Below are 14,923 nucleotides of genomic sequence, written 5' to 3'. Positions count from 1 at the left end.
CTCCCCCTTCTCAAGGACTTTTTTCATGACCGCTTCTCCTACCGCAGAACGCCCAAGCCTGCGCTCCCAGCGCCTGAACCAGATCACCAACGAACCGCACACCAAGCTCGACGCCCTCGTCAAAGCCCACGCGCCGTTCGAAACCCAAGCCAACTTTGCCCGCTTCGTGGTGGCGCAATACCTGTTCCAGTCGGAACTGGTGGCCCTGTACAACGATGCCGAACTGATCAAGATCGTCCCGGACCTGGCTGCACGCTGCCGCGCCGACGCCGCCAAGCTCGACCTGGCCGACCTCGACACCGACGTGCCGGCGCCTGTCGCCGGCGCGGTGCAAAACCCGAGCAAGGCCGAAGCCCTGGGCTGGCTGTTCGTCTCCGAAGGCTCCAAGCTGGGCGCCGCGTTCCTGATCAAGCGCGCCGTGGGCCTGGGCCTGAGCGAAACCTTCGGTGCCCGTCACCTGGGCGAGCCAGCCGGTGGTCGTGCTGAAGGCTGGAAGAGCTTCACCCGCACCCTCGACGGCCTGGAATTCAGCGCTGAAGAAGAAGCCGCCGTGGAAAAAGGTGCAGTGGATGCGTTTGTGCGCTTCACCGTGCTGCTGGAACAGGCGTACGCTAGCGCCCCTGAACTGGCCTGACCCCCAATTCAAATGTGGGAGCGGGCTTGTGTGGGAGCGGGCTTGCTCGCGAATACAGCCTGTCAGTTGATAAAGATGTCGACTGACCCTCCGCCTTCGCGAGCAAGCCCGCTCCCACATTTGGATCTCATTTCAAGCTGATTTTTTGCTTTATCTTTTTTGCGCAAACCTATGACCAGCAAAACCCAATCCACCTCGAAAATCGCCCGGATCCTCTTCGGCCTGCTGGCCTACGTCAGCCTGGGCATTGGCTTGGTGGCGATTGTCATACCGGGTTTGCCCACCACCGAATTCATCCTGCTCGCCGCCTGGGCCGCCACCAAAAGCTCGCCGCGTCTCAGCGCCTGGCTGGAAAACCACCGGCTGTTCGGGCCGATCCTGTTCAACTGGCGCAACGGCAAGATCATCGCCCGCCGCGCCAAGGTCAGCGCCACCGTGAGCATGCTGCTCTGCGCCGGGCTGATGCTGGTGATGCTCGACCACGGCTGGCCGATCTACCTGGCGATTGCCGGGATGAGCCTGGGCAACCTGTGGATCTGGTCGCGCCCGGAGCGGCTTGCACAGCCCGCATAACGGCGCATGTAGGACGCGTCCTACCGCTCATCGCCTCCCTCTCATGAAACGCCCCTCTGCGCCGATGCCCAAGACATAGCGCCGAATGGACTTGGCCGTGCTCCGTATACCAACAAGTCCATTCGCGAGTGAACCTATGTTCGACACCCTCTCCATCCGCTTGAAAATCGTGCTGTTGTCCGGCCTGTGCCTGTTGGGCGTGATTGCCCTGGTCGTCGGCGTCAACCTGTACGAGGCCGATCAGAACAACCATCTGGTCCGCGATTCAAGCTCGCGAATGCTCACCGACAGCGTGCAGGACCTGTTGCAGGCCAAGGCCGCCGAACAAGCGGTGCAACTGCAGAAAACCTTTGGCGAAAACCTGCAGGCGGTGACCGCCCTCGCCGACCAGGTCAAAGACCTGCGCGCCCTCGCCAGCCAACGTTCGCTGGAGCCCGGCGCCCTGCGTGAAGCCCTTAACCAGAGCGTCAAGACCGCCTTTGAGCGCAACCGCAAGGCCCTGGGCATCTGGCTGTCGTTCGAACCCAATGGGCTGGATGGCAAGGACAGCGAATTCATCGGCGACAAGGCCCGCGTCTCCAACGAAAAAGGGCGTTTCTCCACCTACTGGAGCCGCGCCGGCGGCGAAGGCTTGAACACCATCATGGTCGAGGACGACCTGACCAAGACCAGCCTCAACCTCAGCGGTACGCCCTACAACATCTGGTACACCTGCCCACGGGACACCCGCAGCGTTTGCCTGCTGGACCCGTACGCCGATGAAGTGGCGGGCAAGTCGATGCTGATGACCACCATCTCCCTGCCGCTGATCGTCGATGGCAACGTCATCGGCGTGGTCGGTATCGACATCGCCCTCGACACCCTGCAAGCCACCACGGACGTCGCGCAAAAAGAATTGTTCGACGGCGCCGCACACCTGGAAATCCTCGCCAGCACCGGCCTGATTGCGGCCTACAGCGGTGAGCCAGGCCGGGTCGGCAAAAACCTGGTCAACACCCTCGGTGCCGAAGGCAAGGAGATCGTGCAACTGCTGGCCAACGGCACGCGTACGATCCGCGAACAAGACGACACCATCCGTGCCGTATACCCGGTCAAGCCGATCGCCGATGGCAAATCCTGGGGCGTGCTGATCAAACTGCCCAAACACGTGATGCTGGCTGACACGGAAAAACTGCAAACCCTGCTCGACCAAGCCCAGGACGCCGGCACCCTCAAGGCCCTACTGGTCGGCGCCGCTGCCGGCCTGCTGGGCTTGCTGCTGATCTGGCTGACCGCCACCGGCGTGACCCGCCCGATCAACAACGTGGCCGCCATGCTCAAGGGCATTGCCAGCGGCGACGGCGACCTCACCCAACGCCTGGCCTATAGCAAAAAAGACGAGCTGGGCGAATTGGCGAACGGCTTCAACGCCTTCCTCGACAAGCTGCAACCGACCATCGCGCAGATCAAGCAAAGCATCACCGAAGCGCGCGGCACCGCCGACCAGTCCTCGGCCATCGCACGTCAGACCAGCGAAGGCATGCAGGTGCAGTTCCGCGAAATCGACCAGGTGGCCACCGCCTCCAATGAGATGAGCGCCACCGCCCATGACGTCGCCAACAGCGCGTCCAACGCCGCCAGCGCGGCACGGGGCGCCGATCAGTCGGCGCGTGAAGGCATGTCGATCATCGAGCAAAGCACCCGCGACATCACCACCCTCGCCGAAGAAGTGAGCAAGGCCGTGGGCGAAGTCGAGGCGCTAGCGGTGAACAGCGAGCAGATCGGCTCCGTGCTGGAAGTGATCCGCAGCATTGCCGAGCAGACCAACCTGCTGGCGCTCAACGCCGCCATCGAAGCGGCACGCGCCGGCGAAAGCGGCCGGGGGTTTGCGGTGGTGGCCGACGAAGTGCGCAACCTGGCCAAGCGCACCCAGGATTCGGTGGAGGAAATCCGCGTGGTGATCGAACGCATCCAGAGCGGCACCCGTGGCGTGGTGGCGACTATGCATTCGAGCCAGACCCAGGCCCAGAACAATGCCGGGCAGATCCATCAGGCGGTGCAGGCCCTGGGCAAGATCAGCGATGCCGTGACGGTGATCAGCGACATGAACCTGCAAATCGCCAGCGCCGCCGAACAACAGAGCGCCGTGGCCGAAGAGGTCAACCGCAACGTCTCGGCGATCCGCACCGTGACCGAAACCCTCACCGGCCAGGCCACCGAATCGGCGGCCATTAGCAGCCAGTTGAATGCATTGGCCAACCAGCAGATGACGTTGATGGATCAGTTCAGGGTCTAAGCCCTCAATCCCGAGAGCAATGGAATCCTCCTGTGGGAGTGGGGTTTGTGTGGGAGCGGGCTTGCTCGCGAAAGCGGTGGATCAGTCAGAGATGAATTGACTGACACGCCGCCTTCGCGAGCAAGCCCGCTCCCACACAAGCCCGCTCCCACATTTAGATCACCTTGGCCTTAAGCCCCGGGCCACGCCTGCACAAACGCCGCCACATCTTCCTTCGCCGCCGTCCGCGGCGGGTTCTGCGGCGTGCCCAGGTACAGGAAGCCAATCACTTCCTCACCTTCCGTCAGCCCCAAGCCTTGGGCAACGTGAGCCGAATACGACAACTCACCAGTACGCCACACCGCACCAATCCCCTGGGCATAGGCCGCCAGCAGGATGCCATGGGCCGCACAACCAGCCGCCAGCAACTGCTCGGACTTCGGCACCTTGAAGTGTTCCTGCAAACGCGCAATCACCACCACGACCAACGGTGCACGCAACGGGCCGTTCTGGGCCTTGTCGATCACGGCTTGCGGGGCGGCGGCGTCTTGCTGGCGTGCGGCCTCGGCCAACAGCGTGCCCATCTGCTCGCGGGCAGCGCCTTCCACCGTGAGGAAGCGCCATGGGCGCAGTTGGCCGTGGTCTGGCGCACGCAGGGCGGCGGCGAACAACACGTCGCGCTGCGCCTGGGTCGGTGCCGGTTCCAGCAGGCGCGGCACGGAAACACGGTTGAGCAAAGCGTCGAGAGCCTGCATGGGCCACCTCCAGAAAAAAATGTGCGGCCATTCTAGCGGGAATGCGGCGCCGGCCACCAAACGATAATTGCTCTTATTCCTTACGCCCTGCCCTGTTAGACTTTGCCACCTTATTTTTGCCCTTCGTTCAGGAAACGCGATGTCCCGTTGGCTTTTTCGCCTGTCCGCTGCACTGCTGGCCTTGAGCCTGACTGCCTGCGACGACGCGCCCCGGTTTACCAAGGCCGAGCCGGGTGAATCGCGGGCGGGCGGCGCGGCGACCGTGAACAAGCGCGACCAGAACGCGTTTTCCCTGCCCTCGGCCAACCTGTCGCCTACGCGCCGCCTGGACTTCAGCGTCGGCAACAGTTTCTTTCGCAGCCCCTGGGTGATTGCGCCGTCCACCACTACGGCGCGTGATGGCCTGGGCCCGCTGTTCAACACCAATGCCTGCCAGAACTGCCATATCAAGGACGGTCGCGGCCATCCGCCGTTGCCCGACGCGGCGAATGCGGTGTCGATGCTGGTGCGCCTGTCCATCCCGGACGCCCCGGCCTACGCCAAGGCCATCGAGCAGCTCGGCGTGGTGCCCGAGCCGGTCTACGGCGGGCAATTGCAGGACATGGCCGTGCCCGGCGTGCCGCCCGAAGGCAAGGTGCGGGTCGATTACACACCGGTCAACGTGGCGTTCAAGGACGGCACCGTGGTCGAGTTGCGCAAGCCGGACCTGCAGATCACCCAGCTCGGCTACGGTCCGATGCATCCAGACACGCTTTTTTCCGCACGCATTGCCCCGCCGATGATCGGCCTGGGCTTGCTCGAAGCCATCAGCGACGCCGATATCCTGCGCAACACCGACCCCGAGACGGCCGACCCAGAAGCCATCGTTGGTCGGGCGAATTGGGTGTGGGATGATGCCCAGCACAAGACCGTCCTCGGACGTTTTGGCTGGAAAGCCGGGCAACCAGACCTCAATCAACAAAATGTTCACGCGTTTTCTGGTGATATGGGCCTCACCACGTCCCTGAGACCCTTTGATGACTGCACTGATGCCCAAGTCGCCTGCAAACAGGCGCCCAACGGCGATGGCCCCGATGGCGAGCCGGAAGTCAGCGACAACATCCTGCGCCTGGTGCTGTTCTACACCCGCAACCTCGCCGTGCCGGCTCGGCGTGGCGCCAACACGCCCGAGGTACTGGCCGGCAAGAACCTGTTCTACCAAGCCGGTTGCCAGGGTTGCCACAAGCCCGCGTTCACCACGGCGACCAATGCCGCCGAACCTGAACTGGCCAGCCAGGTGATCCGCCCCTACAGCGACCTGCTGTTGCACGACATGGGCGAAGGCCTGGCCGACAACCGCAGCGAATTCAAGGCCGGTGGCCGCGACTGGCGCACCGCGCCGTTGTGGGGCATCGGCCTGACCCAGACCGTGAGTGGCCACACCCAGTTTTTGCATGACGGCCGCGCCCGCAACCTGCTGGAAGCCGTGCTGTGGCACGGCGGTGAGGCACAAGCGGCGCAGCAGCATGTGTTGTCCTTTAATGCCGAACAGCGCGCTGCATTGCTGGCGTTCCTGAATTCTTTATAAGCTTCGCCCCAATTACCGAAGGGAGCTTTACATGTTCCGTCCCAAGTTGTTGTTCACCAGCCTCGCCGCCCTCGCCCTGGGCGCCTGCTCGCCGCAAGACCCGCAAGCGGTGACCTCGGCGGCCATCGCCAAGCAAGTGATCCTGCCGACCTACAGCCGTTGGGTCGAAGCCGACCGCCAACTGGCCGTCAGCGCCCTGGCCTACTGCCAGGGCAAGGAAAGCCTGGACACCGCCCGCGCCGACTTCCTCCACGCGCAAAAGGCCTGGGCCGAGCTGCAACCGCTGCTGATCGGCCCGCTGGCCGAGGGCAACCGTTCGTGGCAAGTGCAGTTCTGGCCGGACAAGAAAAACCTTGTCGGTCGCCAGGTCGAACAGTTGGTCACCGCCCAACCGCAGATCGATGGCGCCGCACTGGCCAAATCCAGCGTGGTGGTGCAGGGCCTGTCGGCTTACGAATACATCCTCTACGACGCCAAGACCGACATCGCCGACGAAGCACAGAAGGCCCGCTACTGCCCGTTGCTGGTCGCCATCGGTGACCGTCAGAAGGCCTTGGCCGAAGAGATCCTCGCGAGCTGGAACAGCACCGACGGCATGCTCGCGCAGATGAGCAAGTTTCCGAACCAGCGCTACGCCGATTCCCACGAAGCCATTGCCGATCTGCTGCGCGTCCAGGTGACCGCACTGGATACCCTGAAGAAGAAACTCGGCACGCCGATGGGCCGCCAGACCAAAGGCATCCCGCAGCCATTCCAGGCCGATGCCTGGCGCAGCCAGTCGTCCCTGCAAAGCCTCGAGGCCAGCCTCGCCGCCGCCCAGACCGTGTGGGTCGGGGTCGACAACAAAGGCCTGCGTGGCCTGCTGCCAGCGGATCAGAAGCCGTTGGCCGACAAGATCGACGCCGCCTACGCCGCGTCGCTGAAACTGTTCGCCAGTAACCAGCGCACCCTCAACGAACTGTTGGGCGACGATGCCGGGCGCCAACAGCTCAACGACCTCTATGACAGCCTCAACGTCGTCCACCGCCTGCACGAAGGCGAGCTGGCCAAGGCGCTGGGCATCCAACTGGGCTTTAACGCCAACGACGGTGACTGATGATGCTCAGGCGACAGGCTTTGGCCATTGGCAGCGTGCTGCTCAGCGCCCTTACATTGGGTGGCTGGACGCTGTTCAAGCAGAAGGACAAGGGCCCATTGCTGCTGTCGGCGCGGGATGATGCGGACGGCAAGCACTACGCCGTCGGGTTTCGCCTGGACGGCAAGCAGGTGTTTGCCACCCAGGTCGGCCAGCGCTGCCACGACATCATCAACCACCCGACGCTGCCGATTGCGCTGTTTGTCGCCCGTCGCCCGGGGACCGAGAGTTACCTGATCGACCTGCGCGACGGCACGCTGCTGCAAACCATCAGTTCCAAGGCCAATCGTCACTTCTATGGCCACGCTGTCATTCACAAGAGCGGCGACTGGCTGTACGCCACCGAGAACGACACGTCCGACCCCGGCCGTGGCTTGCTCGGTGTGTACAAGTTCGAAGGCGAGCGGCTGGTGCACAGCGGCGAGATTTCCACCCATGGCATCGGCCCGCATCAGGTGTCATGGATGCCCGACGGTGAAACCCTGGTGGTGGCCAACGGGGGTATTCGCACCGAAGCCGAAAGCCGCGTCGAGATGAACCTCAACGCCATGGAACCGAGCCTGGTGCTGATGCACCGCGACGGCACGTTGATCAGCAAGGAGACCCTCGGCCAGCAGATGAACAGCGTGCGCCACATGGGGATCGCCAGCGATGGCACGATCCTTACCGGGCAGCAGTTCATGGGGCCGTCCCAGGAGCGATCCGAGTTGCTCGCGATCAAGCGGCCCGGGCAACCGTTCGTGGCGTTCCCGGTGGCCGATGAGCAGTTGCAGGCCATGGGGCACTACACCGCCAGCGTCGCCGTACACAGCGAGTTGCGCCTGGTGGCGTTGACCGCGCCGCGGGGCAATCGCTTCTTTATCTGGGACATGGACAGCCTTGAGCTGCGCCTGGACGGGCCGCTACCGGACTGTGCCGGCGTGGGTGCGGTTGCCGATGGGTTTGTCGTCACGTCCGGGCAAGGCCGTTGCCGTTTCTACGACTGCCGCCAAACGCCGTTGGTGGCAACACCCTTGGAATTGCCGGCAGGGCTGTGGGATAACCATCTGCATCTGGTCTGAAGCCAACGCACAAAAAAAGGCCTCGCATTGCGAGGCCTTTTTTATGGGGTTTGAATCGTTTCAACTCTGCGGCCTCATGCCTTGGGACATGCCAAACATAAACAACAGCAACTCATGATCAGGCTTGACCGCCGTACTCGCCTTGGCGACGCGCGGCAGCAAGCACTGCGCGCTGCCTTGCACGGCACTGAGGACTTGGGTGCGAGGTTGTTCCCATGCGGCCAGGGCCAGCGCTGCAACGCCCATCGCCCCCACCAGGAACAAACCTCGTGCTATTTCTAGCTTCATCTGGTTAAACCCTTGATAGCGCTGCCAAACGCCGTCTCGTAAAAGTAGCTGAGTTTGTTCCAGTCGGCGCTGCTCCACGACGAATGGCGCCGCAGTTGCTGCATGTCATGGGAGGCCGCGCGATAAGCGGTCAACCGTTGCCGGCATTTCTCGAAATCCAGCAAGGCAATGTCGACGTTGGCCGAGTCGCCTGTACCGGTGACGCGTACAAAGACGTGCTTGGCATACAGGCAACCGTGCTGCCAGCGGCCCTTGTGCATGCGCACCAATGTCCCGGCCAACTCCTTGAGCACACGTTCATGGACCAATTCGCCGTACTGTTCGCGGCCACCAGCGGCGTACCAGTTTTCGATTTCATCGAAGCCGTCCAGGGCCGCCGTCACCAACAGTGCTTTCCATTGGTGCTCAGGGTCGCGGCGCGCCCCGCAAAACACCAGGTCGGGCACCCGCACATCGAGTGCGCGCAGGCCCTTGAGGGCGTCACGCTCGCGCAACACAGTCGGGCGCCCGAAGGGATGCAGCCAGCTGCGGTAGATATGCCCGGTCTGGCGCTTGCTGTAGAGCAGGTGGCCATTGGGGCCGGTCACCCGTTGCACACCACTTTCACCGCCACGCCGACGGTTGGGTTCCTCGACCCACTCGCCCTGCTGGCGCCAGAAAAAATCGAACTTCTCTTCGGGCGCTACATGACTGCCTACTACGCACTCAACTGCCATCCTGTTACCTCTTTCTCAATACATACACTCGCCACATGGCGTAGAGCGGCATGAAGTCCAGAGATTCCTGAACGCGGAAACCAGCCTGCTCGAATTCGTCTTCAACAGTAGCAGCTGGTAACACAAAGCGATTTTGGTAACCGTCCTGCTCACCTTTGCCCTGACGTTTTGCTTCGAGGCGCTTACGTTTCCAAGCCTTGAAATTGCCATCGACCCACAGCGAAAGGATCACGCTGTCGCGTGTAACACGCTGAAACTCCCGCAATATCGCGACCCGGTGCGCCGGGTCACCAATGTGGTGCAGCAAGCGCATGCAAAAAATGCTGTCCACCGAGTTATCCGGCAAATCGATATCGAAGGCAGATGTCTGCAAGGGCCGTACCCGTTTCACCACATCGGCGGGTTGAGCGGCCATCGCGACCTTCAACATCGACGCGGAATTGTCCGCGCCGATAATCACGCGGTTGGGTTTTTCGGCCAATAGCGGCCAGAAGCGCCCCGCGCCGCACGGCAGGTCCAACACCAAGCCAGGCTCGCCGGCCATGGCCAACGCACCACGGGCCAATTGCTCATCGCGTTTGTGGGACAGCCGGCGCGCGAGGTTGTCCTTATGTTTGAGCAAATATTCCTGGGCGTGCTGATCGTCGTACTTATCGGAAAATTCGAGCTTGATCGGGGAAGTCATCAACGGATCTCCAGTAGCTGATGCCTACAACCTTAAGCATCCAACTGTGATCATCCGGTCAACTCTTTGTGAAAAACTTGTCCTGTCTAATCTCATACATTTCAAGACTTTACCGACACATTCAGTATCATGTAGCCATCTTCGGCGAAAATCAGAGCCAGCTTGGCGCAGCATAACGGCAAGCCAGGCCCTCAGGACTTGACCTGGCTCAGCTCAACGTGAAAGCGGCAGCCGTTGGGTTCCATGGTGCTCAGGCTGACGCTCCAGCCCTGGTTCTCACAGATCCGCTGCACCAGCGACAGGCCCAGGCCAAGGCCGTCGCCGCGCTTCTCGCTGCCGCGCACAAAGGGCTCGAACATGGCTTCGCGCTTGTCTTCGGGGATGCCCACGCCTGAGTCCTCCACCACGAAACCTTCCGGCTCCAGTGTCAGGCGGATAAAGCCGTGCTCGGTGTAGTGCAGGGCATTGCGCAGCAGGTTACCCATGACCGCGTGCAGGAACGTCGCGTTGTAGCGCGTATCCAGCGGGTTGCCGGGCTGATAGATCAGCTCCAGGCCTTTGCGTTCGATAGGCTCGCGCCAGATGTTGAGCAGATCGTCCGCCACCTGCTCCAGCGTGACCTGGGGCGACATGCTGCCATCGTCGTGCTGGGCGCGGGCAAGCATGAGGAAGGTCTGCACCAGCTCGCGCATTTCTTCGCAGGCGCGGGCGATACGTTCCACCTGATTGCGCCCGCGCTGGTCGATGGCCGGGTTTTCCAGCAGCAGTTCGCAGGAGCTGGCCAGGACCATCAACGGCGTGCGCAATTCGTGGCTCACATCGCTGGTGAACAGCTGCTCGCGGGACAGCGCCTGGCGCAGGCGTCCCAAGGTGGCGTCGAACGCCACGGCCAGTTCGCCCACTTCATCGGCGGCGTAGTCCGGCGCCAGCGGCGGTGCCAGGCCGAGCAGTTGGTCGCGGTGGCGCACCTGGCGGGCCAGGCGCACCACCGGTGCCATCACTTTGCGCGCCAGCACCCAGCCGAGGAACACCGCGAGTGCCAGGCTGAGCACAAAGCCCACCAGCACCACGGCGAACAGCACGCGCTCACGCTCCTCGAAATCGCTCTGATCTTGCAGCAACACGTAGCGCCGACCATCCACCACTTCGACCATGGCGTGGTACGACAGCGCCTCGCGGAACACTTCATGGAAGCCCGGCTCCAGGTGCCGCAGATCCTTGGGCAACTCGAAATCCCCAGGGCCACCGCTGAAATAAAACAGCTGGTCCGGCTCGGGGCGGTGGTTCCAGTCCTCGACGCTGTCCATCAGCAGCAGGCGTTGCAAGTCACCGCCCAGGCCCGCCGAGATCAGTTTTTCTTCCACCAGGTGCACGGTGGCGACGATGCCCATGGCGAAGGCCCCCGCCACCAACGCACTCATCAAGGCAAAGGCGATGATGATCCGTTGGGCAAGGCTTTGCTTAAACTCCATCACGCCCCTCGGCCAGGCGATAACCGACGCCGTGCACCGTTTGCAGCAACGGCTTGGCGAACGGTTTGTCGATCACTTGGCGCAATTGGTGGACGTGGCTGCGCAGGCTGTCGCTGTCCGGGCAGTCATCGCCCCACAGGGCCTCTTCGAGGATTTCGCGACGCAGAACGTGAGGGCTTTTCTGCATCAGCACCGCCAGTAATTTCAGGCCGACCGGGTTGAGCTTGAGCAGGCGCCCTTCGCGGGTGACTTCCAGGGTATCAAGGTCGTAGCTCAGGTCGGCCACTTGCAGGGCACGGCGGCCACCACCCTGGGCGCGGCGCAGCACGGCTTCGATGCGTGCGGCCAATTCCGACAGGGCGAAGGGTTTGAGCAAGTAGTCATCGGCGCCGGACTTGAAGCCCTGCAGCCGGTCATCCAGTTGGTCGCGGGCGGTGAGCATGATCACCGGCGTGTCGCGGCGGGCGTCTTCGCGCAGGCGCTTGCACAGGGTGTAGCCATCGATGCCGGGCAGCATGATGTCGAGCACAATCAGGTCGTAATGCTCGGTGGCGGCCAGGTGCAGGCCCGACAAACCGTCCTGCGCACAGTCCACGGTATAGCCTTTGAGCCCCAGGTAATCGGCCAGGTTGGCCAGAATATCGCGGTTGTCTTCAACCAATAGAATTCGCATGGGCAGTGTCTCCGTACGCGGTAACGGCCGTGTTGGCTCGCGCAGCTTAAGGCCAAGTGTGGCTCAGGGATAGACCTGCAAGGCCCATCGATACAGGTTTTCAACCGATATTTCAGTTGAACGAGATTTTCACTATAGCTTCACGTATTGAACACAGCGACGATGAGAAAATTATCGATGGGGCACACTTTTTCATCGACAGATAGACCGCTTTCGCGGGCAAGCCCGCTCCCACATTGGGATGGGAAACACTTCAAAACCGTGACCCTGTGCCCAATAAAAAGCCCCACCTGCATCACTGCAGGCGGGGCTTTTTCAGTACGGGGGTAAGGCTGGCTTACATCATGCCGCCCATGCCACCCATGCCGCCCATGTCTGGCATACCGCCGCCAGCGCCTTCAGCCTTTGGCTTGTCAGCAATCGCAACTTCGGTGGTCAGCAGCAGACCAGCGATAGAAGCGGCAGCCTGCAACGCCGAACGGGTCACTTTGGTTGGGTCCAGGATACCCATCTCAACCATGTCACCGTATTCGCTGGTCGCGGCGTTGTAACCGTAGTTACCTTTACCGTTCTTCACTTCGTTGACCACAACACTTGGCTCGTCGCCGCTGTTGGAAGCGATCTGACGCAGTGGGGATTCAACAGCACGGCGCAGAACAGCGATACCGACGTTCTGGTCAGCATTGTCGCCTTTCAGGTCAACCAGGGCTTCCAGAGCACGGATCAGCGCAACGCCACCGCCAGGTACCACGCCTTCTTCAACGGCTGCACGGGTAGCGTGCAGGGCGTCTTCAACGCGGGCTTTCTTCTCTTTCATTTCTACTTCGGAACCAGCGCCAACCTTGATCACTGCAACGCCGCCGGACAGCTTGGCCAGGCGCTCTTGCAGTTTTTCACGGTCGTAGTCGGACGAAGTTTCGGCAACCTGAGCGCGGATCTGGGTGATGCGCGACTGGATGTCAGCTTCAACGCCAGCACCGTCAACGATGATGGTGTTTTCCTTGGAGATGGTCACGCGCTTGGCGCTGCCCAGGTTTTCCAGGGTGGCGCTTTCCAGGCTCAGGCCGATCTCTTCGGAGATAACGGTACCGCCGGTCAGAACAGCGATGTCCTGCAGCATGGCCTTGCGACGGTCGCCGAAGCCTGGAGCCTTGACGGCTGCGACTTTAACGATGCCACGCATGTTGTTCACAACCAGGGTCGCCAGGGCTTCGCCTTCAACGTCTTCGGAAACGATCAGCAGTGGGCGGCCGGCTTTGGCAACGGCTTCCAGCACTGGCAGCATTTCGCGGATGTTCGAGATCTTTTTGTCGACCAGCAGGATCAGCGGGCTTTCCAGCTCGGCAACCATGGTGTCTGGCTTGTTGACGAAGTACGGGGACAGGTAGCCACGGTCGAACTGCATGCCTTCTACAACCGACAGTTCGTTTTCCAGGCCAGTGCCTTCTTCAACGGTGATCACGCCTTCTTTACCGACTTTTTCCATGGCTTCGGCAATGATGTCGCCGATGGAGTTGTCGGAGTTGGCGGAGATGGTGCCAACCTGGGCGATAGCCTTGGTGTCAGCGCATGGCTTGGACAGGTTTTTCAGCTCGGCAACAATGGCGATGGTCGCCTTGTCGATGCCGCGCTTGAGGTCCATCGGGTTCATGCCGGCAGCGACGGCTTTCAGGCCTTCGTTGACGATCGACTGAGCCAGAACGGTAGCGGTGGTGGTGCCGTCGCCTGCGTCATCGTTGGCACGGGAGGCAACGTCTTTGACCAGCTGCGCGCCCATGTTTTCGAAACGGTCTTCCAGTTCGATTTCTTTGGCGACGGAAACGCCGTCCTTGGTGATGGTCGGAGCGCCGAAGCTCTTCTCGATGATCACGTTACGGCCTTTCGGGCCCAGGGTCGCTTTTACTGCGTCAGCCAGGATGTTGACACCGGTGAGCATTTTTTTACGGGCGGAATCGCCGAATTTAACTTCTTTAGCAGCCATGATCGATATTCCTTAAATACTTTGTAGTAACGGGAAAATGAGCGGGGAAATCAGTCTTCCAGAACGGCGAGAATCTCGTTCTCAGCCATAACCAGCAGATCTTCGCCATCAACTTTCACAGTGTTGCTGCCGGAGTAAGGGCCGAATACAACCTTGTCACCGACTTTAACGGCCAGCGCACGCACGTCACCGTTTTCCAGAGTCTTGCCTGGGCCTGCAGCGACGATCACACCGTGGTTGGCTTTTTCAGCAGCCGAACCGGGCAGAACGATACCGCCAGCGGTTTTCTTTTCTTCTTCGCTGCGACGGATTACGACGCGGTCGTGCAGAGGACGAAGCTTGCTCATTGTCGATCTCTCCTAATTGTGTTTTTCATCGGCCGGTATCAGTACCGGCGGGTTGTATTCCGGCTGTGCCGGTCACGCCTCGCCAAGCAAGACGCGGAAGTCTGTCTGGTGTCGCCACCAGAAACCTTGCGGTGACCGTTACATAAGGGCGCATAAGCTTATTACAAGGGGCCTCGGCGGAATTTTTTTACCTGTGCCGACGCCTGAAAGCAACACGGCACCCAGAGGTGCCGTGCCCGTGAAGCGTTATTTGCTGTCGCGGTGTTCGAACTCGCCTTCGATCACATCACCTTCACGCCCCAGCGGTTGACGCGGGGCCGGGCCGCCACGGGGTTGCAGGTCGTCGGCGAACGCACGCTGGCGCAGTGCAGCCTCTTCAGCACGCTGGCGCATCTTGCCGGCGAGCAGCTTGCGGGAGAACGGCAGCAACAGCAGCAGGCCGATCACGTCACTGATGAAACCCGGCAGGATCAACAGGCCACCGGCCAGGGCCATCATCAAGCCTTCAAGCATGGTCTGAGCTGGCAGTTCGCCACGATTCAGGCTTTCACGAGCACGCAGTGCCGTGGCCAGGCCGGCGACGCGCAGCACCAACACGCCAAGCATCGAGCCGAGAATAATCAGCAGCAACGCCGGGAAAAACCCGATCGCACTGCTGACTTGAACGAAGACAAACAGCTCCAACACTGGAAATAGCAGAAAGAGCAATAAAAAAGGGCGCATCAACTGGTTCCTCAACGCAAGAATGCCTTGCTAGTCCACCTTAGATGACGTCGCCGTTT

The 14,923-nt window shown here is 61.5% G+C and carries 15 protein-coding genes; 6 read left to right on the top strand and 9 right to left on the bottom strand.

All coding sequences use genetic code 11. From position 1 onward, the window contains the following. Nucleotides 1-25 precede the first annotated feature (25 nt). The 3 genes from J1G37_RS06545 (at nucleotide 26) to J1G37_RS06535 (ending at nucleotide 3,482) form a co-directional block, all read left to right on the top strand. On the top strand, nucleotides 26-634 hold the full coding sequence (locus tag J1G37_RS06545; RefSeq protein WP_207040603.1) for a biliverdin-producing heme oxygenase: 609 nt from the start codon (nucleotides 26-28) through the stop codon (nucleotides 632-634). 171 nt (nucleotides 635-805) lie between these two features. Next, nucleotides 806-1,207 (top strand): YbaN family protein, encoded by a 402-nt coding sequence (locus J1G37_RS06540; RefSeq protein ID WP_207040602.1) that lies wholly within the window; start codon nucleotides 806-808, stop codon nucleotides 1,205-1,207. 136 nt (nucleotides 1,208-1,343) lie between these two features. Continuing rightward, nucleotides 1,344-3,482 carry a methyl-accepting chemotaxis protein gene (locus tag J1G37_RS06535; protein ID WP_207040601.1) on the top strand — a complete coding sequence of 713 codons (2,139 nt, stop codon included), beginning with the start codon at nucleotides 1,344-1,346 and terminating at the stop codon, nucleotides 3,480-3,482. A gap of 170 nt (nucleotides 3,483-3,652) precedes the next feature. Here J1G37_RS06535 and J1G37_RS06530 read toward each other — a convergent pair whose 3' ends face one another. Then, complete coding sequence (locus J1G37_RS06530) at nucleotides 3,653-4,216, bottom strand: NAD(P)H nitroreductase (RefSeq protein ID WP_207040600.1); 564 nt, start codon at nucleotides 4,214-4,216, stop codon at nucleotides 3,653-3,655. A gap of 139 nt (nucleotides 4,217-4,355) precedes the next feature. Between J1G37_RS06530 and J1G37_RS06525 the strand changes: the two genes are divergently transcribed. From J1G37_RS06525 to J1G37_RS06515, 3 genes are read left to right on the top strand one after another with little or no spacing between them, the layout of a single operon-like run. Then, the gene (locus J1G37_RS06525; RefSeq protein ID WP_207040599.1) at nucleotides 4,356-5,783 is read left to right on the top strand and encodes a di-heme oxidoredictase family protein; all 1,428 of its coding nucleotides are present in this window, start codon (nucleotides 4,356-4,358) and stop codon (nucleotides 5,781-5,783) included. A gap of 31 nt (nucleotides 5,784-5,814) precedes the next feature. Then, nucleotides 5,815-6,879, top strand: coding sequence for an imelysin family protein (locus J1G37_RS06520; RefSeq protein ID WP_207040598.1), 1,065 nt, complete (start codon nucleotides 5,815-5,817; stop codon nucleotides 6,877-6,879). Nucleotides 6,880-6,881: 2 nt separating this feature from the next. Beyond that, nucleotides 6,882-7,979 (top strand): DUF1513 domain-containing protein, encoded by a 1,098-nt coding sequence (locus J1G37_RS06515; RefSeq protein WP_207040805.1) that lies wholly within the window; start codon nucleotides 6,882-6,884, stop codon nucleotides 7,977-7,979. A gap of 60 nt (nucleotides 7,980-8,039) precedes the next feature. Here J1G37_RS06515 and J1G37_RS06510 read toward each other — a convergent pair whose 3' ends face one another. The 8 genes from J1G37_RS06510 to J1G37_RS06475 all read right to left on the bottom strand — a co-directional run bounded on the left by J1G37_RS06510 (nucleotide 8,040) and on the right by J1G37_RS06475 (nucleotide 14,864). Further along, nucleotides 8,040-8,267, bottom strand: a complete 228-nt coding sequence (locus J1G37_RS06510) for a hypothetical protein (protein ID WP_017738089.1) — start codon at nucleotides 8,265-8,267, stop codon at nucleotides 8,040-8,042. Next, entirely contained in the window at nucleotides 8,264-8,983 is a 720-nt protein-coding gene (locus tag J1G37_RS06505; RefSeq protein WP_207040597.1) for a lipopolysaccharide kinase InaA family protein, read from the bottom strand. Before J1G37_RS06505 ends, J1G37_RS06510 begins: the two co-directional genes overlap by 4 nt. Nucleotides 8,984-8,987: 4 nt before the next feature. Then, entirely contained in the window at nucleotides 8,988-9,668 is a 681-nt protein-coding gene (locus J1G37_RS06500; RefSeq protein WP_207040596.1) for a class I SAM-dependent methyltransferase, read from the bottom strand. A gap of 191 nt (nucleotides 9,669-9,859) precedes the next feature. Beyond that, nucleotides 9,860-11,140 (bottom strand): HAMP domain-containing sensor histidine kinase, encoded by a 1,281-nt coding sequence (locus tag J1G37_RS06495; protein WP_207040595.1) that lies wholly within the window; start codon nucleotides 11,138-11,140, stop codon nucleotides 9,860-9,862. After that, complete coding sequence (colR, locus tag J1G37_RS06490; protein WP_026136965.1) at nucleotides 11,130-11,813, bottom strand: two-component system response regulator ColR; 684 nt, start codon at nucleotides 11,811-11,813, stop codon at nucleotides 11,130-11,132. Before colR ends, J1G37_RS06495 begins: the two co-directional genes overlap by 11 nt. 337 nt (nucleotides 11,814-12,150) lie before the next feature. After that, a complete protein-coding gene (groL, locus tag J1G37_RS06485) occupies nucleotides 12,151-13,794 on the bottom strand; it encodes a chaperonin GroEL (RefSeq protein WP_017736749.1) in 1,644 nt (547 codons plus the stop codon). 50 nt (nucleotides 13,795-13,844) lie between these two features. Then, entirely contained in the window at nucleotides 13,845-14,141 is a 297-nt protein-coding gene (locus tag J1G37_RS06480; protein WP_003175874.1) for a co-chaperone GroES, read from the bottom strand. Nucleotides 14,142-14,387: 246 nt separating this feature from the next. Continuing rightward, nucleotides 14,388-14,864, bottom strand: a complete 477-nt coding sequence (locus J1G37_RS06475; RefSeq protein ID WP_017736750.1) for an FxsA family protein — start codon at nucleotides 14,862-14,864, stop codon at nucleotides 14,388-14,390. Between the last annotated feature and the right edge of the window lie 59 nt (nucleotides 14,865-14,923).

It is taken from the genome of Pseudomonas sp. Marseille-Q1929, from assembly GCF_017316265.1.
GTDB lineage: Bacteria > Pseudomonadota > Gammaproteobacteria > Pseudomonadales > Pseudomonadaceae > Aquipseudomonas.
This window is presented reverse-complemented; position numbering and strand designations above follow the sequence as displayed.